At 68.8% G+C, this 14,866-nt stretch carries 16 protein-coding genes and 2 pseudogenes; 1 reads left to right on the forward strand and 17 read right to left on the reverse strand.

Annotation, left to right across the window (positions count from 1 at the left end; genetic code table 11):
• Positions 1-7 precede the first annotated feature (7 nt).
• The 4 genes and pseudogenes from E2C04_RS11865 to E2C04_RS11875 form a co-directional block, all read right to left on the reverse strand.
• Complete coding sequence (locus E2C04_RS11865; protein ID WP_135832746.1) at positions 8-214, reverse strand: hypothetical protein; 207 nt, start codon at positions 212-214, stop codon at positions 8-10.
• A gap of 106 nt (positions 215-320) precedes the next feature.
• Positions 321-665: a cobalamin-dependent protein gene (locus E2C04_RS19945; RefSeq protein ID WP_338088753.1), complete on the reverse strand. Its 345-nt coding sequence runs from the start codon at positions 663-665 to the stop codon at positions 321-323.
• 212 nt (positions 666-877) lie between these two features.
• Positions 878-2,329 (reverse strand): annotated as a pseudogene (locus E2C04_RS11870) (methylmalonyl-CoA mutase family protein); the annotation flags it as partial.
• Positions 2,330-2,479: 150 nt separating this feature from the next.
• The gene (locus E2C04_RS11875; protein WP_135832747.1) at positions 2,480-2,785 is read right to left on the reverse strand and encodes an STAS domain-containing protein; all 306 of its coding nucleotides are present in this window, start codon (positions 2,783-2,785) and stop codon (positions 2,480-2,482) included.
• 304 nt (positions 2,786-3,089) lie between these two features.
• On the opposite strand from E2C04_RS11875, the gene E2C04_RS11880 reads away from it, so the two are divergent.
• Positions 3,090-3,665, forward strand: a complete 576-nt coding sequence (locus E2C04_RS11880) for a cob(I)yrinic acid a,c-diamide adenosyltransferase (RefSeq protein WP_135832748.1) — start codon at positions 3,090-3,092, stop codon at positions 3,663-3,665.
• A 15-nt stretch (positions 3,666-3,680) separates the two neighbouring features.
• On the opposite strand, the gene E2C04_RS11885 is transcribed toward E2C04_RS11880, so the two are convergent.
• From E2C04_RS11885 to prmC, 13 genes and pseudogenes are all read right to left on the reverse strand, one after another.
• Positions 3,681-4,148: a DUF2550 domain-containing protein gene (locus E2C04_RS11885; RefSeq protein WP_188422355.1), complete on the reverse strand. Its 468-nt coding sequence runs from the start codon at positions 4,146-4,148 to the stop codon at positions 3,681-3,683.
• 151 nt (positions 4,149-4,299) lie between these two features.
• Complete coding sequence (locus E2C04_RS11890) at positions 4,300-4,692, reverse strand: F0F1 ATP synthase subunit epsilon (RefSeq protein WP_135832749.1); 393 nt, start codon at positions 4,690-4,692, stop codon at positions 4,300-4,302.
• Positions 4,692-6,149 carry a F0F1 ATP synthase subunit beta gene (atpD, locus tag E2C04_RS11895; protein WP_135832750.1) on the reverse strand — a complete coding sequence of 486 codons (1,458 nt, stop codon included), beginning with the start codon at positions 6,147-6,149 and terminating at the stop codon, positions 4,692-4,694. The genes E2C04_RS11890 and atpD overlap by 1 nt, the downstream gene beginning before the upstream one ends.
• A gap of 5 nt (positions 6,150-6,154) precedes the next feature.
• Positions 6,155-7,063: a F0F1 ATP synthase subunit gamma gene (locus E2C04_RS11900; protein WP_135832751.1), complete on the reverse strand. Its 909-nt coding sequence runs from the start codon at positions 7,061-7,063 to the stop codon at positions 6,155-6,157.
• Positions 7,064-7,065: 2 nt separating this feature from the next.
• The gene (gene atpA / locus E2C04_RS11905; protein ID WP_135832752.1) at positions 7,066-8,709 is read right to left on the reverse strand and encodes a F0F1 ATP synthase subunit alpha; all 1,644 of its coding nucleotides are present in this window, start codon (positions 8,707-8,709) and stop codon (positions 7,066-7,068) included.
• A 60-nt stretch (positions 8,710-8,769) separates the two neighbouring features.
• A complete protein-coding gene (locus tag E2C04_RS11910) occupies positions 8,770-9,579 on the reverse strand; it encodes a F0F1 ATP synthase subunit delta (RefSeq protein WP_135832753.1) in 810 nt (269 codons plus the stop codon).
• Entirely contained in the window at positions 9,579-10,064 is a 486-nt protein-coding gene (locus E2C04_RS11915; protein ID WP_135832754.1) for a F0F1 ATP synthase subunit B, read from the reverse strand. The genes E2C04_RS11910 and E2C04_RS11915 overlap by 1 nt, the downstream gene beginning before the upstream one ends.
• A gap of 97 nt (positions 10,065-10,161) precedes the next feature.
• Entirely contained in the window at positions 10,162-10,371 is a 210-nt protein-coding gene (locus E2C04_RS11920) for an ATP synthase F0 subunit C (RefSeq protein WP_275106499.1), read from the reverse strand.
• A 94-nt stretch (positions 10,372-10,465) separates the two neighbouring features.
• Positions 10,466-11,172, reverse strand: a pseudogene (gene atpB / locus E2C04_RS22070) (F0F1 ATP synthase subunit A).
• A gap of 437 nt (positions 11,173-11,609) precedes the next feature.
• The gene (locus tag E2C04_RS11935) at positions 11,610-12,080 is read right to left on the reverse strand and encodes a hypothetical protein (protein WP_135832755.1); all 471 of its coding nucleotides are present in this window, start codon (positions 12,078-12,080) and stop codon (positions 11,610-11,612) included.
• A 94-nt stretch (positions 12,081-12,174) separates the two neighbouring features.
• Complete coding sequence (locus tag E2C04_RS11940) at positions 12,175-13,320, reverse strand: glycosyltransferase family 4 protein (protein WP_135832756.1); 1,146 nt, start codon at positions 13,318-13,320, stop codon at positions 12,175-12,177.
• Entirely contained in the window at positions 13,320-14,030 is a 711-nt protein-coding gene (locus E2C04_RS11945) for an L-threonylcarbamoyladenylate synthase (RefSeq protein ID WP_135832757.1), read from the reverse strand. The genes E2C04_RS11940 and E2C04_RS11945 overlap by 1 nt, the downstream gene beginning before the upstream one ends.
• The gene (gene prmC, locus E2C04_RS11950) at positions 14,027-14,860 is read right to left on the reverse strand and encodes a peptide chain release factor N(5)-glutamine methyltransferase (protein ID WP_371870098.1); all 834 of its coding nucleotides are present in this window, start codon (positions 14,858-14,860) and stop codon (positions 14,027-14,029) included. The genes E2C04_RS11945 and prmC overlap by 4 nt, the downstream gene beginning before the upstream one ends.
• Positions 14,861-14,866: the final 6 nt, after the last annotated feature.

The following is a 14,866-nucleotide window of genomic DNA, read 5'->3' on the forward strand; positions in this document are numbered from 1 at the left end:
GTTCCGGTCAGGCGGCCTTGTCCTTCTTCCTGCGCGAGGAGCCAGGCACCTCGGAGAGCTTCACCAGCTTGCGCTTGTGGACGGTGTATCCCTCGGGAAGGGTGCCTTCCTTCAGCATGCGCAGGGGGCAGCGACCGCAGCGGGTCTTCGACTCGCAGCACTTCTTCTTGGGGAGCTTGGCGACGTCGCCCTTGCTCTTCTTGCCCTTGCCCATGCCAGCACCGTAGCACGGGAAGTAAGGGTTGCCTTGCCTGAATTCCGCGGACCGAAATCGCCACAGGCAGGGTCGGCCGGAGCCGGACCCTGCCTGTGGACCTGGTTCAGTCGAGGCCGTTGGCCGCGCGGATGACGTCGACGACGCCGTCCATGATCTCCGTCAGGCCGAAGTCCTTCGGCGTGTAGACGGCTGCCACACCCTGCTCGACGAGCGCCTTGCCGTCGGAGTCGGGGATGATGCCGCCGACGATGACGGGCAGGTCCTCGAGGCCGGCGTCCCGCAGGCCCTGGAGGACGGTGGGCACGAGCTCCATGTGCGAGCCCGAGAGGATCGACAGGCCCACGCAGTGCACGTCCTCGGCCACGGCGGCGGCGACGATCTGCTCGGGGGTGAGGCGGATGCCCTGGTAGATGACCTCGAAACCAGCGTCGCGCGCCCGCACGGCCACCTGCTCGGCACCGTTGCTGTGGCCGTCGAGGCCCGCTTGCCGACCAGGAAGCGGAGGCGTCCGCCGAGCTCCTCGCCGGTGGCCTTGACGCGCTCACGCACCTTGGTGAGGGCCTCGCCGGCCTCCGCAGCACCGACGGCGCCGGAGACGCCGGTCGGGGCGCGGAACTCGCCGAAGACGCCGCGCAGGGTCCCGGCCCACTCCCCCGTCGTCACACCCGCACGGGCCGCGGCCAGCGTGGCCTCCATGAGGTTCACGTCGCTCTTGGCGTCGGCCGCCAGACGCTCGAGCGCCCGGTCGACGGCGGCCTGGTCGCGCTGGGACTTCCAGGCCTTGACGCTGGCCAGGGCGGCCTTCTCGGCCTCCGGGTCAGCAGTCTGGATGGCGCCGTCGAGGTCTGCCGTCAGCGGCGACTGCTCGGTGGACTCGAACTTGTTGACGCCGACGATGATCTCCTCGCCGGCCTCGATGCGGGCCCGACGGGTGGCGTGGGCAGCCACGAGCTCGGACTTCATGTAGCCCGACTCGACGGCCGCGACGGCACCGCCCATCGCCTGCACCTTGTCCATCTCGGCGCGGGCAGCCGCGACGAGCTCAGCGACCTTCTTCTCGACGACGTGGCTGCCGTCGAAGATGTCGGCGTACTCCAGCAGGTCGGACTCGTAGGCGAGCACCTGCTGCAGGCGCAGCGACCACTGCTGGTCCCACGGACGCGGCAGGCCGAGGGCCTCGTTCCACGCCGGCAGCTGGACGGCGCGGGCGCGGGCGTTCTTGGAGAGCGTGACGCCGAGCATCTCGAGCACGATGCGCTGCACGTTGTTCTCGGGCTGCGCCTCGGTGAGACCCAGGGAGTTGACCTGGACCCCGTAGCGGAAGCGCCGCATCTTCGGGTCCTGGACGCCGTAGCGCTCGGAGGTGATCTCGTCCCAGAGCTGGACGAAGGCCCGCATCTTGCACATCTCCTCGATGAAGCGGACGCCCGCGTTCACGAAGAAGGAGATGCGGCCGACGACCTTCTCGAAGTCGTCGTCGGAGACCTGGCCCGACGCCTTGACGCGGTCGAGGACGGCGATCGCGGTGGAGAGTGCGTACGCGAGCTCCTGCGCCGGCGTGGCCCCGGCCTCCTGCAGGTGGTAGCTGCAGATGTTGATCGGGTTCCACTTGGGGATCTGGTTGACCGTGTAGGCGATCATGTCGGCGGTCAGGCGCATCGAGTGCTCCGGGCCGAAGACGTAGGTACCTCGCGAGAGGTACTCCTTGATGATGTCGTTCTGCGTCGTGCCTGCCAGCTGCGCCGCGACCTCGGCCGGGTCGAGGTCGGGGTTCTGCTCCTCCGCGGTGACCTGGTAGAGCGCCAGCAGCCACATGGCGGGCGCGTTGATCGTCATCGAGGTGTTCATCGCCGTCAGCGGGATGTCCTCGAAGAGTCGACGCATCTCACCCAGGTGCGGCACCGGCACGCCGACCTTGCCCACCTCGCCGCGGCTCAGCGGCGAGTCCGGGTCGTACCCCGTCTGCGTGGGCAGGTCGAAGGCGACCGAGAGACCGGTCTGACCCTTCGCGAGGTTGTTGCGGTAGAGCGCGTTGGAGGCGGCGGCCGTCGAGTGGCCGGCGTAGGTGCGCATCACCCACGGGCGGTCCTTGGCGGGCAGGGGCTCAGTCATGTGCCGATGCTAAGCCCAGCGCGCCGCACCCGGAATGAGGTCTCGGAGTGGGATATGCCACTCCACGACGCTTCGTGTCGTCGACCGTCACACCGGCGTCCGACGGCGCCCACATCGGCGTGCGACAACGGCTGGACGCTCGTACGCCGGTCAGGCAGAGACGGCGACGCGCTCCACCTCAACGGCACGGATGAGCCGTGAGATGTGCAGCATGCGCCGCACCGAGGGGCCACACCCGCGCAACCGCAGGTGGTCTCCACGCCGCGCGGCGTGGTGCGTCGCCACTGCCAGGACGCGCAGGGCGGTGACGTCGACCGCGCGCACCTCGGAGAGGTCGACCACGACGTCGTCCTGCTCGGCGAACGCATCGTAGATGGCGTCGCGGACCGCGCCGGTGCTGCGGACATCGAAGTCCCCCACCAGACGCAGCGTGCTCCCGTTCGAGTAGATCTCCATGCCACTCACCCCTTTTCCCGGTGCCCGACCACCGGTCCCGGAGACGTCCCCCGACGCCTCCAGACGATCCAGCACCCCACCCCGTTGTGCGGTGCCCTCGATCTCTATGACGTCGTTGGTATCCCACCGGGTTGCGTCCGGCCAAACATATATTCCGGGCGGCGAGACAGCGGCACCGATAATCGGACGCCCCTCAGGGTGACCCGCCGGTAGTCACCCGGCGGTCAGGAGCGTGCGTGGTGGGACTCCTGGGACTGTCGTGACGGTCGCGCGACCGGTGCGCCGGCCCCGATACCCTCGGTGCATGGTCAACCTCACCCGCATCTACACCCGCACCGGCGACGCCGGCACGACCCGCCTCGGCGACATGAGCGAGACGACGAAGACGGACCTGCGTCTCGCTGCGTACGCCGACGTCGACGAGGCCAACGCCGCCATCGGCGTGGCGCTGGCGTGCGGCGCCCTCGAGGGGCGCATCGACACCATCCTCACCCGCATCCAGAACGACCTCTTCGACGTGGGTGCCGACTTCTGCACCCCGGTGGTCGCGGAGCCCGAGTACCCGCCGCTGCGCATCGAGCAGGAGTACGTCGACCGCCTCGAGGCGTGGTGCGACGAGTTCAACGAGGAGCTGCCCAACCTGCGGTCGTTCATCCTCAACGGCGGCACCCCGGGTGCTGCCCACCTCCACGTCGCCCGCACGGTCGTACGCCGCGCCGAGCGCTCCGCGTGGGCGGCGTGGGCCGAGCACGAGGCGACGATGAACAAGGTCGCCATCACCTACCTGAACAGGCTCTCCGACCTGCTCTTCATCCTCGCCCGCATCGCCAACCGCGAGAACGGCGACGTGCTGTGGGTGCCCGGCGGCGAGCGCGACTGACTAGTACGCCCGGGGTCAGCGCAGGGGCTTGGCGTCCCAGTTGGTCCCGGGCGGCCCGGACTCCAGCCACGACTGGAACCCCATGAGCGACGACTCGCTCATCGCGAGCTCGACCTCACCGCCGGGGGTACGGCAGACGACGACCACGTGGCCGTCGTACAGGGAACCCTCCTCGGGGCCCTCGGGCGAGCGCCGGGCCTCGTACGCGATCTCGTCCCGGTTCCAGACCCGCTTGGGCCGCGGGTCGAGCGAGAAGATGCGGAACCACTCCAGGGACTCACCGGTGTAGCGCCCGACCCCGAGCACCCAGCCGTGTCCGGGCCGCTGGTCGCGGACCCGGTGGCTGAGCTCGAAGGTGGCTCCGGCGCGGGAGATGGCACGGCGCCTCAGCACGAGGCTGACGACCATGCCGGCCAGCAGGACGAGCAGCACGACCAGCAGGATGCCCAACGCATCCAGCACTCCGAGCCAGCCGTCGTGCATCCGTCCTCCTCATGGGGCCGCGTCGTTGGACCGATGGAACCATGCCTGCCCGCGCGATCCGTCACCGGCCCTGCCGACACGGCCAGAAATGCAACAGGGTGAGCACCCGGTCTCCCGGATGCCCACCCTGGTGATGCTACGTGTCAGACGGTCACGAGGCCCGCTCGACGGCCCGGACGCGGGCCTCGGCGCGACGGACGGCCTCGCTGGCCGCGTCGTCGTTCTCGCCGGCCGCGTGGGCACGCTCGAGGTCGCGACGTGCCTTCTCGAGGTCGATCTCGTGCGACATCTCCGCACGCTCCGACAGGATCGAGACCCGGTCGTTCGAGACGGAGAGGAAGCCGGCGTCGACCGCCGCCACCCAGGTCTCGCCCTCGGGGGTCTGGATGTCGACGACGCCCTCGATGATGACCGACAGGACCGGGGTGTGACCGGGCAGGACACCCATGTCACCCTCGGTGGTCCTGGCGATGACCATCTTCGCCTCCCCCGACCACACAAGGCGGTCGGCGGCGACGAGCTCCACCTGCAGCGTGCCAGCCATCAGAGGTTCTTCTGGATCTCGGCCCACTTGGCCTCGACGTCGTCGAGACCACCGCACATGAAGAAGGCCTGCTCGGCGACGTGGTCGTACTCACCGTCGGCGATCTTGTTGAACGCCTCGATGGTCTCGGACAGCGGAACCGTCGAGCCCTCGATGCCGGTGAACTGCTTCGCCACGTAGGTGTTCTGCGAGAGGAAGCGCTGGATGCGACGGGCGCGGTGGACGATCGTCTTGTCCTCCTCCGACAGCTCGTCGACACCGAGGATCGCGATGATGTCCTGGAGCTCCTTGTTGCGCTGCAGGATCTGCTTCACGCGGATCGCGCAGTCGTAGTGCGCCTGACCGATGTACTGCGGGTCGAGGATGCGCGACGTCGACGTGAGCGGGTCCACGGCCGGGTAGATACCCAGCGAGGCGATGTCACGCGAGAGCTCCGTGGTGGCGTCCAGGTGGGCGAACGTCGTGGCGGGAGCCGGGTCGGTGTAGTCGTCGGCGGGGACGTAGATCGCCTGCATCGACGTGATCGAGTGACCACGCGTCGAGGTGATGCGCTCCTGCAGCTGACCCATCTCGTCGGCCAGGTTCGGCTGGTAGCCCACGGCGGACGGCATGCGGCCGAGCAGCGTGGAGACCTCGGAACCGGCCTGCGTGAAGCGGAAGATGTTGTCGACGAAGAGCAGCACGTCCTGCTTCTGCACGTCGCGGAAGTACTCCGCCATGGTGAGTGCGGAGAGCGCGACGCGAAGACGCGTGCCCGGCGGCTCGTCCATCTGGCCGAAGACCAGGGCGACCTTGTCGAAGACGCCGGCCTCCTGCATCTCGACGATCAGGTCGTTGCCCTCACGGGTGCGCTCGCCGACACCGGCGAACACCGACACACCACCGTGGTTCTTGGCCACACGGGCGATCATCTCCTGGATGAGGACGGTCTTGCCGACACCGGCACCACCGAACAGACCGATCTTTCCACCGGTCACGTACGGGGTGAGCAGGTCGATGACCTTGATGCCCGTCTCGAACATCTGGGTCTTGGACTCGAGCTGGTCGAAGGCCGGAGCCTTGCGGTGGATGCCCCAGCGCTCCTGGACGTCGAGGGTCTCGCCGTCCTCGAGGTTCATGCACTCGCCGATGACGTTGAACACCTTGCCCAGCGTCACGTCGCCGACCGGCACGGAGATCGAGGAACCGGTGTCGCGCACCTGGGTTCCACGGACCATGCCGTCGGTCGAGCGCATCGAGATGGCACGAACCATGCCGTCGCCGATGTGCTGGGAGACCTCGAGCACGATGGTCTCGGTCTCGCCGTTCAGCTCGCGGTCGACCTCGAGCGCGTTGTAGATCGCCGGCATCGCGTCGGTCGGGAACTCGATGTCCACAACCGCGCCGATGACGCGCGAAATGCGTCCGACCCCACCGGCAGCGCCGGTCGCCTGGGTCTCTTCAACAGTGGCAGTCATTTCTCTCACTCACTCCCGGCGTTCGCGTCGGCGAGGGCGTTGACGCCACCGACGATCTCGCTGATTTCCTGGGTAATGCCAGCCTGGCGAGCCTGGTTGGCGATTCGCTTGTACTTCTTGATGAGCTCGTCGGCGTTGTCCGTGGCGGACTTCATCGCCTTCTGGCGGGCAGCGAGCTCGGAAGCGGCTGCCTGCAGCAGGGCGAAGAAGATGCGGCTCTGGACGTACTTCGGAAGCAGTGCGTCGAGGACCTCACCTGCCGAGGGCTCGAACTCGTAGAGCGGGAGGAGCTCGCCCTCGGCCGGAGCCTCGGTGCCCTCCACGACCTCGAGGGGCAGCAGGCGGACGGCCTGCGGCTCCTGCGTCAGCATCGACTTGAAGCGCGTGTAGACCACGTGCACCTCGTCGACACCCGTCTCGTCATCGTCGAGGAAGGCCTCGATCAGCGTCCCACCGATCTCAGCAGCCACGTCGTACGTGGGCTGGTCGGAGAAGCCGGTCCATGCCTTCACGACCGCGCGGTCACGGAACTTGAAGTAGGCCTCCGCCTTGCGTCCGGTGACGTAGAGGTCGACCTGCTTGCCCTCCTCCTTCAACTTCTCGACGAGGCGCTCGGCCTCCTTGAGAACGTTGCTGGAGTAGGCACCCGCCAGACCGCGGTCGCTGGTCACGACCAGGACCGCGGCACGGTTGGCGTCCGTGGGCTCGGTGGTCAGCGGGTGGTCCACGTTGGAGAACGTGGCCACCGCCGACACCGCTCGCGTCAGCTCACGGGCGTACGGCGCTGCCGCCTGTGCCCGCTGCTGCGCCTTGATGATGCGAGACGCAGCAATGAGCTCCATGGCGCGCGTGATCTTCTTCATCGACTCCGTCGACTTGATCCGCGCGCGGTACTCACGCAGCGATACGGCCATCGTCAGCCCCGCTTCTGCTTGACGATCTGCTCCTGCTCGACGTCCTCGTCCTCAAGGGCGACGTGGTCCTCACGGCCGGCCTTGATCGAGTGGCCCTCCGAGGTCTCGAACTGGTCGAGGAAGGCGTCGTACGCCTTCACCAGCTCAGCCTCGGTGGAGTCCTCGAACTTCAGCGAGTCGCGGATCGCGGAGAGGATCCCGGCGTGCGAGCGGCGCAGGAAGTCGAGGAACTCGGCCTCGAAGCGCAGCACGTCGTCGGTGGGGACGGCGTCCAGGCGGCCGGTGGTGCCGGTCCACAGCGAGACGGTCATCTCCTCGACCGGGTACGGCGAGTACTGCGGCTGCTTGAGCAGGGCCATCAGCTTCTGGCCACGGTCGAGCTGCTGGCGCGACGCGGCGTCGAGGTCGGAGGCGAACATCGCGAACGCCTCCATGGCGCGGAACTGCGCCAGGTCGACCTTGAGCGAGCCGGTGACGGCCTTGAGGGCCTTCGTCATCGCGGCACCACCGACGCGCGACACCGAGACACCCACGTCGATGGCGGGGCGCTGGTTGGCGGCGAAGAGGTCGGACTGAAGGAAGATCTGACCGTCCGTGATCGAGATGACGTTGGTCGGGATGAAGGCCGAGACGTCGTTGGCCTTCGTCTCGATGATCGGGAGACCCGTCATCGAGCCGGCGCCCATGTCGTCGGACAGCTTCGCGCAACGCTCCAGCAGGCGGGAGTGCAGGTAGAAGACGTCACCCGGGTAGGCCTCGCGGCCCGGCGGGCGGCGCAGCAGCAGCGACACGGCGCGGTAGGCCTCGGCCTGCTTGGTCAGGTCGTCGAACACGATGAGGACGTGCTTGCCGTCGTACATCCAGTGCTGGCCGATGGCCGAGCCGGTGTAGGGCGCCAGGTACTTGAAGCCAGCCGAGTCGGACGCCGGGGAGGCGACGATGGTGGTGTACTCCAGGGCGCCGGCCTCGGCGAGGGCGCCACGCACGGAGGCGATGGTCGAGCCCTTCTGGCCGATGGCGACGTAGATGCAGCGGACCTGCTTCGACGGGTCGCCCGACTCCCAGTTCTGCTTCTGGTTGATGATCGTGTCGATGGCGATCGTCGTCTTGCCGGTCGCACGGTCACCGATGATCAGCTGGCGCTGGCCACGGCCGACCGGGGTCATGGCGTCGATGGCCTTGATGCCGGTGGCGAGCGGCTCGTGCACCGACTTGCGCTGCACGACGGTGGGAGCCTGGAGCTCCAGCGCGCGGCGACCCTCGATGCCGGTGATCTCACCGAGACCGTCGATCGGGGTGCCCAGCGGGTCGACGACGCGGCCGAGGTAGCCCTCGCCGACGGGGACCGAGAGGATCTCACCGGTGCGGCGCACGGTCTGGCCCTCTTCGATCTTGTCGAAGTCACCCAGGATGACGACACCGATCTCGCGGGTGTCGAGGTTCAGGGCGATGCCCAGCGTGCCGTCCTCGAACTCGAGCAGCTCGTTGGCCATGACGGACGGGAGTCCGGTGACACGGGCGATGCCGTCCGCGGCCTCGGCAACGGTGCCGACCTCTTCGCGGCTAGCAGTCTCGGGCTTGTAGTCCGACACGAAGCGCTGCAACGCGTCCCGGATCTCCTCCGGACGGATCGAAAGCTCCGTCATTTCCTCATCCTTACTTTCGTGTGCTCGAAGTTCTTGTGGGTTGACCCTGCTGAGCGAGGCTCAGACGGCCAGCTTGCGGCGTACGCCGTCGAGGCGGGCAGCGACGGTGCCGTCGATGACCTCGTGGCCGATCTCGACCTTGACGCCACCGATGACGGCCGGGTCGACGATGACGTTGACCTGGACCTCACGGTCGTACTGGCGCCCCAGGGCCGCGGTGATGCGGTCCAGGTCGGCGTCGGCGAGCGGCTTGGCCACGGTCACGGTGGCGACCGAGCGGCCGTTCACGGCAGCAGCGGTGTGCTGGTAGCTGTCGATGGCGACCGAGACCGTGCGGTGCGTGCCGGTCAGGGCCTGGTCGACCAGGGCGATGGTGGCGGGCAGGGCCTTGCCGGTGAGCAGGCCGCTGACCAGCGCACGCTTGTCCTCGGTCGCGCGGGCCGGGTCGGACAGCGCCGAACGGAGGTCCGGGTTGTCCTGGAGGACCTGGCCGACGGTGAAGAGCTCGGCGGAGAGCCGCGCTGCGTCGTCACCGGCAGACTTGACCGTGGCGACGACACCCAGCTCCTCGAGGGCGCTGGGCAGGTCGCGCGGGTAGGTCCAACGGCGGACCACGGCGTCACCGAGGAAGGAGACGACCGGGGCCGACACCTTCCCGGTGAAGAGCTCCTGGACGAGGCCAGCCTTCGCCGCCGCGTCGACCGACACGTCGGTCGCGACACGGCGAAGGGCCGGCTCGTCACGAAGCACCTCAGCCACCGAGAACAGGTCAGCACCGACCTGCGCAGCGTCAACGGCCTGGGCCAGCGTGCCCTCGAGCGCGCTGGTCAGGGCCTCGTACGCCTCGGCAGAAGCACCACGAAAGGTCATCAGTTGGCGCCTTCCAGCTCAGCGAGGAAGCGCTCGACGACACGGCTCGAGCGAGCGTCGTCGTCCAAGCTCTCGCCGACGATGCTTCCGGCCAGACCGGCAGCGAGGCCGCCGACCTCGGCACGGAGCGAGGTGATCGCCTGCTGGCGCTCGGCCTCGATCTGGGCCTTGCCGGCCTCGACGATGCGGTTGGCGTCGGCCGTGGCCTGCTCGCGCATCTCGACGACGATCGCTGCACCCTGCTCGCGTGCCTCCTCGCGGATGCGCGCAGCCTCGTGGCGGGCCTCGGAGAGCTGACGGTCGAGCTCGGCGAGCTTGGCGTCGGCCTCGGCCTGCTTGGTCTCCGCAGCGGCCAGACCGCCTTCGATGGCAGCCGTGCGCTCGGCGAACGTCTGCTCGAAGGCAGGCACGATGAACTTCTTCACCAGGATCACGAGGATCGTGAAGAAGAGCGCCGCGAGGAGGATCTCGATCGGGTGCGGGATGAGGGGGTTGAGTCCCCAGCCGCGGCCCGGGTGACCTCAGTCTGCATGGGCAGGTCCTTCAGTTCGGGATCAGTCGGGTATCAGCAGTGGCGCAGCGTCAGGCGCCGAGCACGAAGGCGAGGGCGATACCGATGATGGCGAGGGCCTCGGCGAGGGCGAAGCCCAGGATGGCGATCGGCTGGAGGCGACCCTGCGACTCCGGCTGGCGAGCCACGCCGTTGATGTAGGCGGCGAAGATCAGGCCGACGGCGAGGCCGGGGCCGATCGTCGCGACGCCGTAACCGAGCATGTTGAGAGAGCCTTCCACGGCTTCTTCCTTTCGTAGTTCCCAAGGGCCTGGGAATGTGTGGGGTGTTCGGTTGGTACAAGCAGGTCCGGCAGGCCGGACCCAGGTCTGTGGATCAGTGCTCGTCGGCGAGGGCGCCGGCGATGTACATCGAGGTCAGCAGGACGAAGACGTACGCCTGGAGTCCCATGACCAGCATCTCGAGGACGCAGATCAGCAGGAACATCACGAACGAGACCAGGCCGGCGGCGATGTTGAGGCCACCCATCTCCACGATCAGGTACTCGCCACCGAGGGCGAACAGCAGCAGGAGGATGTGGCCGGCGAACATGTTGGCGAAGAGTCGCAGGGCCAGCGTGACGGGGCGGACCACGATGTTCGAGAAGAACTCGAGCGGGATCAGGAGGACCAGGACGGGGCCCTTGACCCCGGCCGGCACCGTCTGGTGCTTGAGGTAGCCGATGAAGCCGTGCTTGGTGATGCCGACCCAGTTGTAGAACCCCAGGCGATGATCGCCAGGGCGTAGGCCACGCCGGAGCGCGACGCGGTCGGCAGCTGGAGCATCGGGATCAGGCCGAAGTAGTTGTTGACGATGATGAAGAAGAACATCGACACCAGGAACGGCACGAAGCGCATGAAGTCATGGCTGCCGATGTTGTCCCGGGCGAGCCCGTTGCGGACCATGCCGTAGCCCGCCTCACCGAGGTACTGGAGCTTCCCGGGGACCATGGCCCGCTTGCGGGAGGCGTAGTAGAAGAAGGCGAAGATCAGGACGACCGAGAGGGCCAGCTGGATCATCGGCTTCGTCACGCCCAGGTACATCGTCTGCCCGAGGAACTCGAACGTCGGCGCGGTCTCCTGGGTGTAGCCGACCGGGGGAGGTTGAAGTCGCCCGGACCCGGAGGGGTGAACCCCTCGGTCGGAATCGCGGTCATCGCGATCGCACTCACGCTGTCTCCTGTGTCTGCCGCACTGTCAGTTCTTGGTCTCGTCGCTGGGGGTGGCTTCACGCCGAACACCTTCTGGATCGCGTACACACCCAGACCGGCCCCCACGACGATGCCGATGGCCACCATGAAGTTGGTGCCCCACCACTGGTCGAGCCCCCAACCCGCGAGTCCGTAGACCGCCACGCCGGAGACCAGGTATCCGACCACGCTCCAGGGATCTGGACCGCGTGTGGACGAGGGTTCCTCGGCGCGACCGTGGGGTGAGTTCTTCGTGGCCATCGCGGGGCCGAGAATAGCAGTCGTGGATCTTCATCCCTCACTCGCCTCCTGCCCTTGGGACACCTGCGAGCGGGAGAGGTCGTACATCGGGATGCGGGCCCGGCTCGACAGCCAGATCTGCGCCGCGCTCCACGTCAGGCTGGCCACGACGACCCCTGCGACGAGCCACGGACCGTCCACCGAGTCGCCCAGGTCGCCGGAGCGCACCAGGACGAGGAAGAAGGCCCCGACCATCACGATCTGGAGCACGTAGGTCATCAGGGCCATCATCAGCGAGAGGGCCGGGACGGCCTTCGCGACGACGTGCACGACGTACGTGCCGAAGCCCATGACGAGGGCGACGGAGAAGGCGCCGGCGGCCGCTCCTGCAGCTCCGGGCGACCCGCCCAGCAGGGCGCCGACCACCGTCACGACGACGGCCGCGCCGAGAGCCACCAGCATCACGCCACCGAGGATGCGCAACCCCGCGTCACGGGGGCGATCATTCGACTCGGTCGTCATGTGGGCGGCCGTTCTGTGCTGGTGCAAGGGCGGTCCCGGACCAGCGGTCCAAGGCTCGTGAAAACTATCACAAGGTCTCCCCCGCGGCCGAATCTCAGTCGTCGGCAGCGAGCGGCGCACCCTTCAGCTGCGGCGTGGGCATGCGTGGCAGGAGGAAGGTCAGGCCGACCACGAGGACCGTCGCGAGCACCATGACGCCCGCGATCACGACGCCGCTGTAGAGGCTCACCAGCACGGCACCGAAGCTGATCAGCGCGGCCCACAGCCACATGATGAAGACCGCGCGGCGCTGCGAGTGGCCGATCTCCAGCAGCCGGTGGTGCAGGTGCTCCTTGTCCGGGGCGAACGGCGAGCGACCGGCCCGGGTACGGCGCACCACCGCGAGCAGCAGGTCCGTCATCGGCACGATGAGCAGGGACACCGGCAGCAGGAGCGGCAGCAGGACGGCCCAGCCGGGGCTTCCGCCCTCCCCGCCGAAGCTGATCTCCGAGCCGTCGAACTGACCGGTCAGCGTGAGGGCGCTGGCACTCATCACCAGGCCGATGAGCATGGAGCCGGAGTCACCCATGAAGAGCCGCGCGGGATGGAAGTTGTGCGGCAGGAAGCCCGCGCAGGCACCCGCGAGGGCGGCGCTGAGCAGGGCGCCGGTGGTCGCCAGCGTGACGCCGTTGAGGTCGGAGAGCTGGTAGCAGAAGAGGAAGAACGCAGCCGCGCCGATGCCGACGACGCCGGAGGCCAGGCCGTCCAGGCCGTCGACCATGTTGACCGCGTTGACGGTGGTGACCACGAGCAGCACGGTCAGCAACGCACCCTCCTCGTTGGTGAGGGCGAACTGCGACCCGGTGGCGCTCGGGAAGAAGTAGAACTTCACCTCGAAGAGGACCAGGAGACCGGCCGCCAGCACCTGTCCCCCGAGCTTGGTCAGGGCGCTGATGTCGAAGATGTCGTCGAGCACGCCGACCGCGCAGATCAGGGCACCGGCGATCAGCACCGAGCCGGCGTCCCGGAAGACGAACGGGTCGCTCTGCGAGAGGAAGGGCAGGTGCTGCGCGACGACGTACGCCGCCACGAGCCCGCCCAGCATCGCCAGGCCGCCGAGGTAGGGGATGGGCTCCGCGTGCACGTCCCGGTCACGCACCGCTGCGACGGCACCGGTCCGGATCGCGAAGTCCCGGGCGATGACGGTCAGCAGGTAGGTGGTCGCCGCAGCGACGAGGAAGACCAGGAGGAACTCACGCATCAGCCCTGACCGTCGCCCTCGGCCTCCTCGGCGACCGCCTGGCCGTGGACGCCCTCGCCGGTCAGCGTCACGCCCAGCGGCTCCAGCACGGCACGGAGCTGCTCCTCGGAGACCGCGCCCATCCTCAGCACGCGGCACTCGGAGCCGGTCAGGTCAACGATCGTCGAGGGCACCATGCCCGGAGCCAGACCGGCGTCGACGAAGACGGCGACGCTGTCGGCCAGCATCTCCTCGGCCTCCTCGACGTTCAGGGCGGCGGCCACGCCGGTCTTGTTGGCGGAGCTGACGGCCAGCGGGCCGGTGCGCTCCAGCACGGCCAGGGCGACCTGGTGGTCGGGCATGCGCACGGCGACAGTGCCACGGGTCTCCCCCAGGTCCCACTTGAGGGACGACTGCTGGTGGCACACGACGGTCAGCGGCCCGGGCCAGAACTCCCGCACCAGGGCCCGGCCCCACTCGGGCACGTCGGTGGCCAGCGCGTCGAGCGTCACCGCGCTGCTGATCAGCACGGGCGGCGGCATCTCGCGCCCGCGCCCCTTGGCGGCGAGCAGGGCCTGCACGGCCTGGGGCTCGAAGGCGTCGGCCGCGATGCCGTAGACGGTGTCGGTGGGGATGACGACCAGGTCGCCGCGGTTGACGGCCAGGCTCGCTGCCTCGACGGCGTCAGCGCGCTCGGTCTCGGTGGTGGTGCTCAGTCGCATGGTGCTCATCGTGCCAGCCTCGCCGTCAGGAAGCGCGCGCGACCGGCCAGATCACGATGGTCACGGACGTCGCTCCACCGTCCGGCGGCGACGAAGACCTCGGGGGCGCTCTCGCCCTGCACGTCGGCGTGCTCGGCTCCCAGCACTCCTCCGTCGCGCAGCAGGAACGCTCCGCGCGCCTCCAAGACCCGCATGGCGTCCAGGCCGTCCTGGCCGGAGAAGAGGGCCAGGTGAGGGTCGTGGTCGCGCGCCTCGACGGCCACGGACTCCCACGCCTCGAGCGGGATGTAGGGCGGGTTGCAGACCAGCACGTCGACCGTCCCGGCCAGGTCGTCGAAGGCGGCGGCCATGTCACCGAGACGCAGGTCGACCCCGGTCCCGGACAGGTTGCGCTCGGCCCACGCATGGGCGTCCGGGTCCATCTCGACGGCGTGCACACGCGCGCCCGCCACCTCGTCGGCGACCGCCTTGGCGATGGCGCCCGAGCCCGTGCACAGGTCGACGACGACGGGCGACTCCAGGCCGGCGCACGCCTCCACGGCCCACCCGGCGAGCAGCTCGGTCTCGGGACGCGGGACGAAGACACCGGGGCCCACCGCGAGCTCGACGTGGCGGAACCAGGCCCGGCCGGTCAGGTGCTGCAGGGGGACGCGGTCGGCGCGCCGCGCGACCAGGGCCTCGATCGCGTCGGCGTCGGCCTCGCTCACGGCCTCGAGCAGGTCGAGACGCCCCAGGCCGACGTCGAGCACGTGGGAGACCAGCAGGTTGACGTCCGTCTCGGGTGAGGTCACCCCGGCCTCGGCCAACCGGGCAGCCCAGGCCCGGCGGCGCTCGCGCAGCGTCAC

The sequence above is a fragment of the Nocardioides daphniae genome (assembly GCF_004777465.1).
GTDB classification, from domain to species: Bacteria; Actinomycetota; Actinomycetes; order Propionibacteriales; family Nocardioidaceae; genus Nocardioides; species Nocardioides daphniae.

What these genes read in the sequence shown, in the direction of transcription:
- E2C04_RS11865 (WP_135832746.1), bottom strand. Translation starts at nt 214, where the DNA reads ATGGGCAAGGGCAAGAAGAGCAAGGGCGACGTCGCCAAGCTCCCCAAG.
- E2C04_RS11875 (WP_135832747.1), bottom strand. Translation starts at nt 2,785, where the DNA reads ATGGAGATCTACTCGAACGGGAGCACGCTGCGTCTGGTGGGGGACTTC.
- E2C04_RS11880 (WP_135832748.1), top strand. Translation starts at nt 3,090, where the DNA reads ATGGTCAACCTCACCCGCATCTACACCCGCACCGGCGACGCCGGCACG.
- E2C04_RS11885 (WP_188422355.1), bottom strand. Translation starts at nt 4,148, where the DNA reads ATGCACGACGGCTGGCTCGGAGTGCTGGATGCGTTGGGCATCCTGCTG.
- E2C04_RS11890 (WP_135832749.1), bottom strand. Translation starts at nt 4,692, where the DNA reads ATGGCTGGCACGCTGCAGGTGGAGCTCGTCGCCGCCGACCGCCTTGTG.
- atpD (WP_135832750.1), bottom strand. Translation starts at nt 6,149, where the DNA reads ATGACTGCCACTGTTGAAGAGACCCAGGCGACCGGCGCTGCCGGTGGG.
- E2C04_RS11900 (WP_135832751.1), bottom strand. Translation starts at nt 7,063, where the DNA reads ATGGCCGTATCGCTGCGTGAGTACCGCGCGCGGATCAAGTCGACGGAG.
- atpA (WP_135832752.1), bottom strand. Translation starts at nt 8,709, where the DNA reads ATGACGGAGCTTTCGATCCGTCCGGAGGAGATCCGGGACGCGTTGCAG.
- E2C04_RS11910 (WP_135832753.1), bottom strand. Translation starts at nt 9,579, where the DNA reads ATGACCTTTCGTGGTGCTTCTGCCGAGGCGTACGAGGCCCTGACCAGC.
- E2C04_RS11935 (WP_135832755.1), bottom strand. Translation starts at nt 12,080, where the DNA reads ATGACGACCGAGTCGAATGATCGCCCCCGTGACGCGGGGTTGCGCATC.
- E2C04_RS11940 (WP_135832756.1), bottom strand. Translation starts at nt 13,320, where the DNA reads ATGCGTGAGTTCCTCCTGGTCTTCCTCGTCGCTGCGGCGACCACCTAC.
- E2C04_RS11945 (WP_135832757.1), bottom strand. Translation starts at nt 14,030, where the DNA reads ATGAGCACCATGCGACTGAGCACCACCACCGAGACCGAGCGCGCTGAC.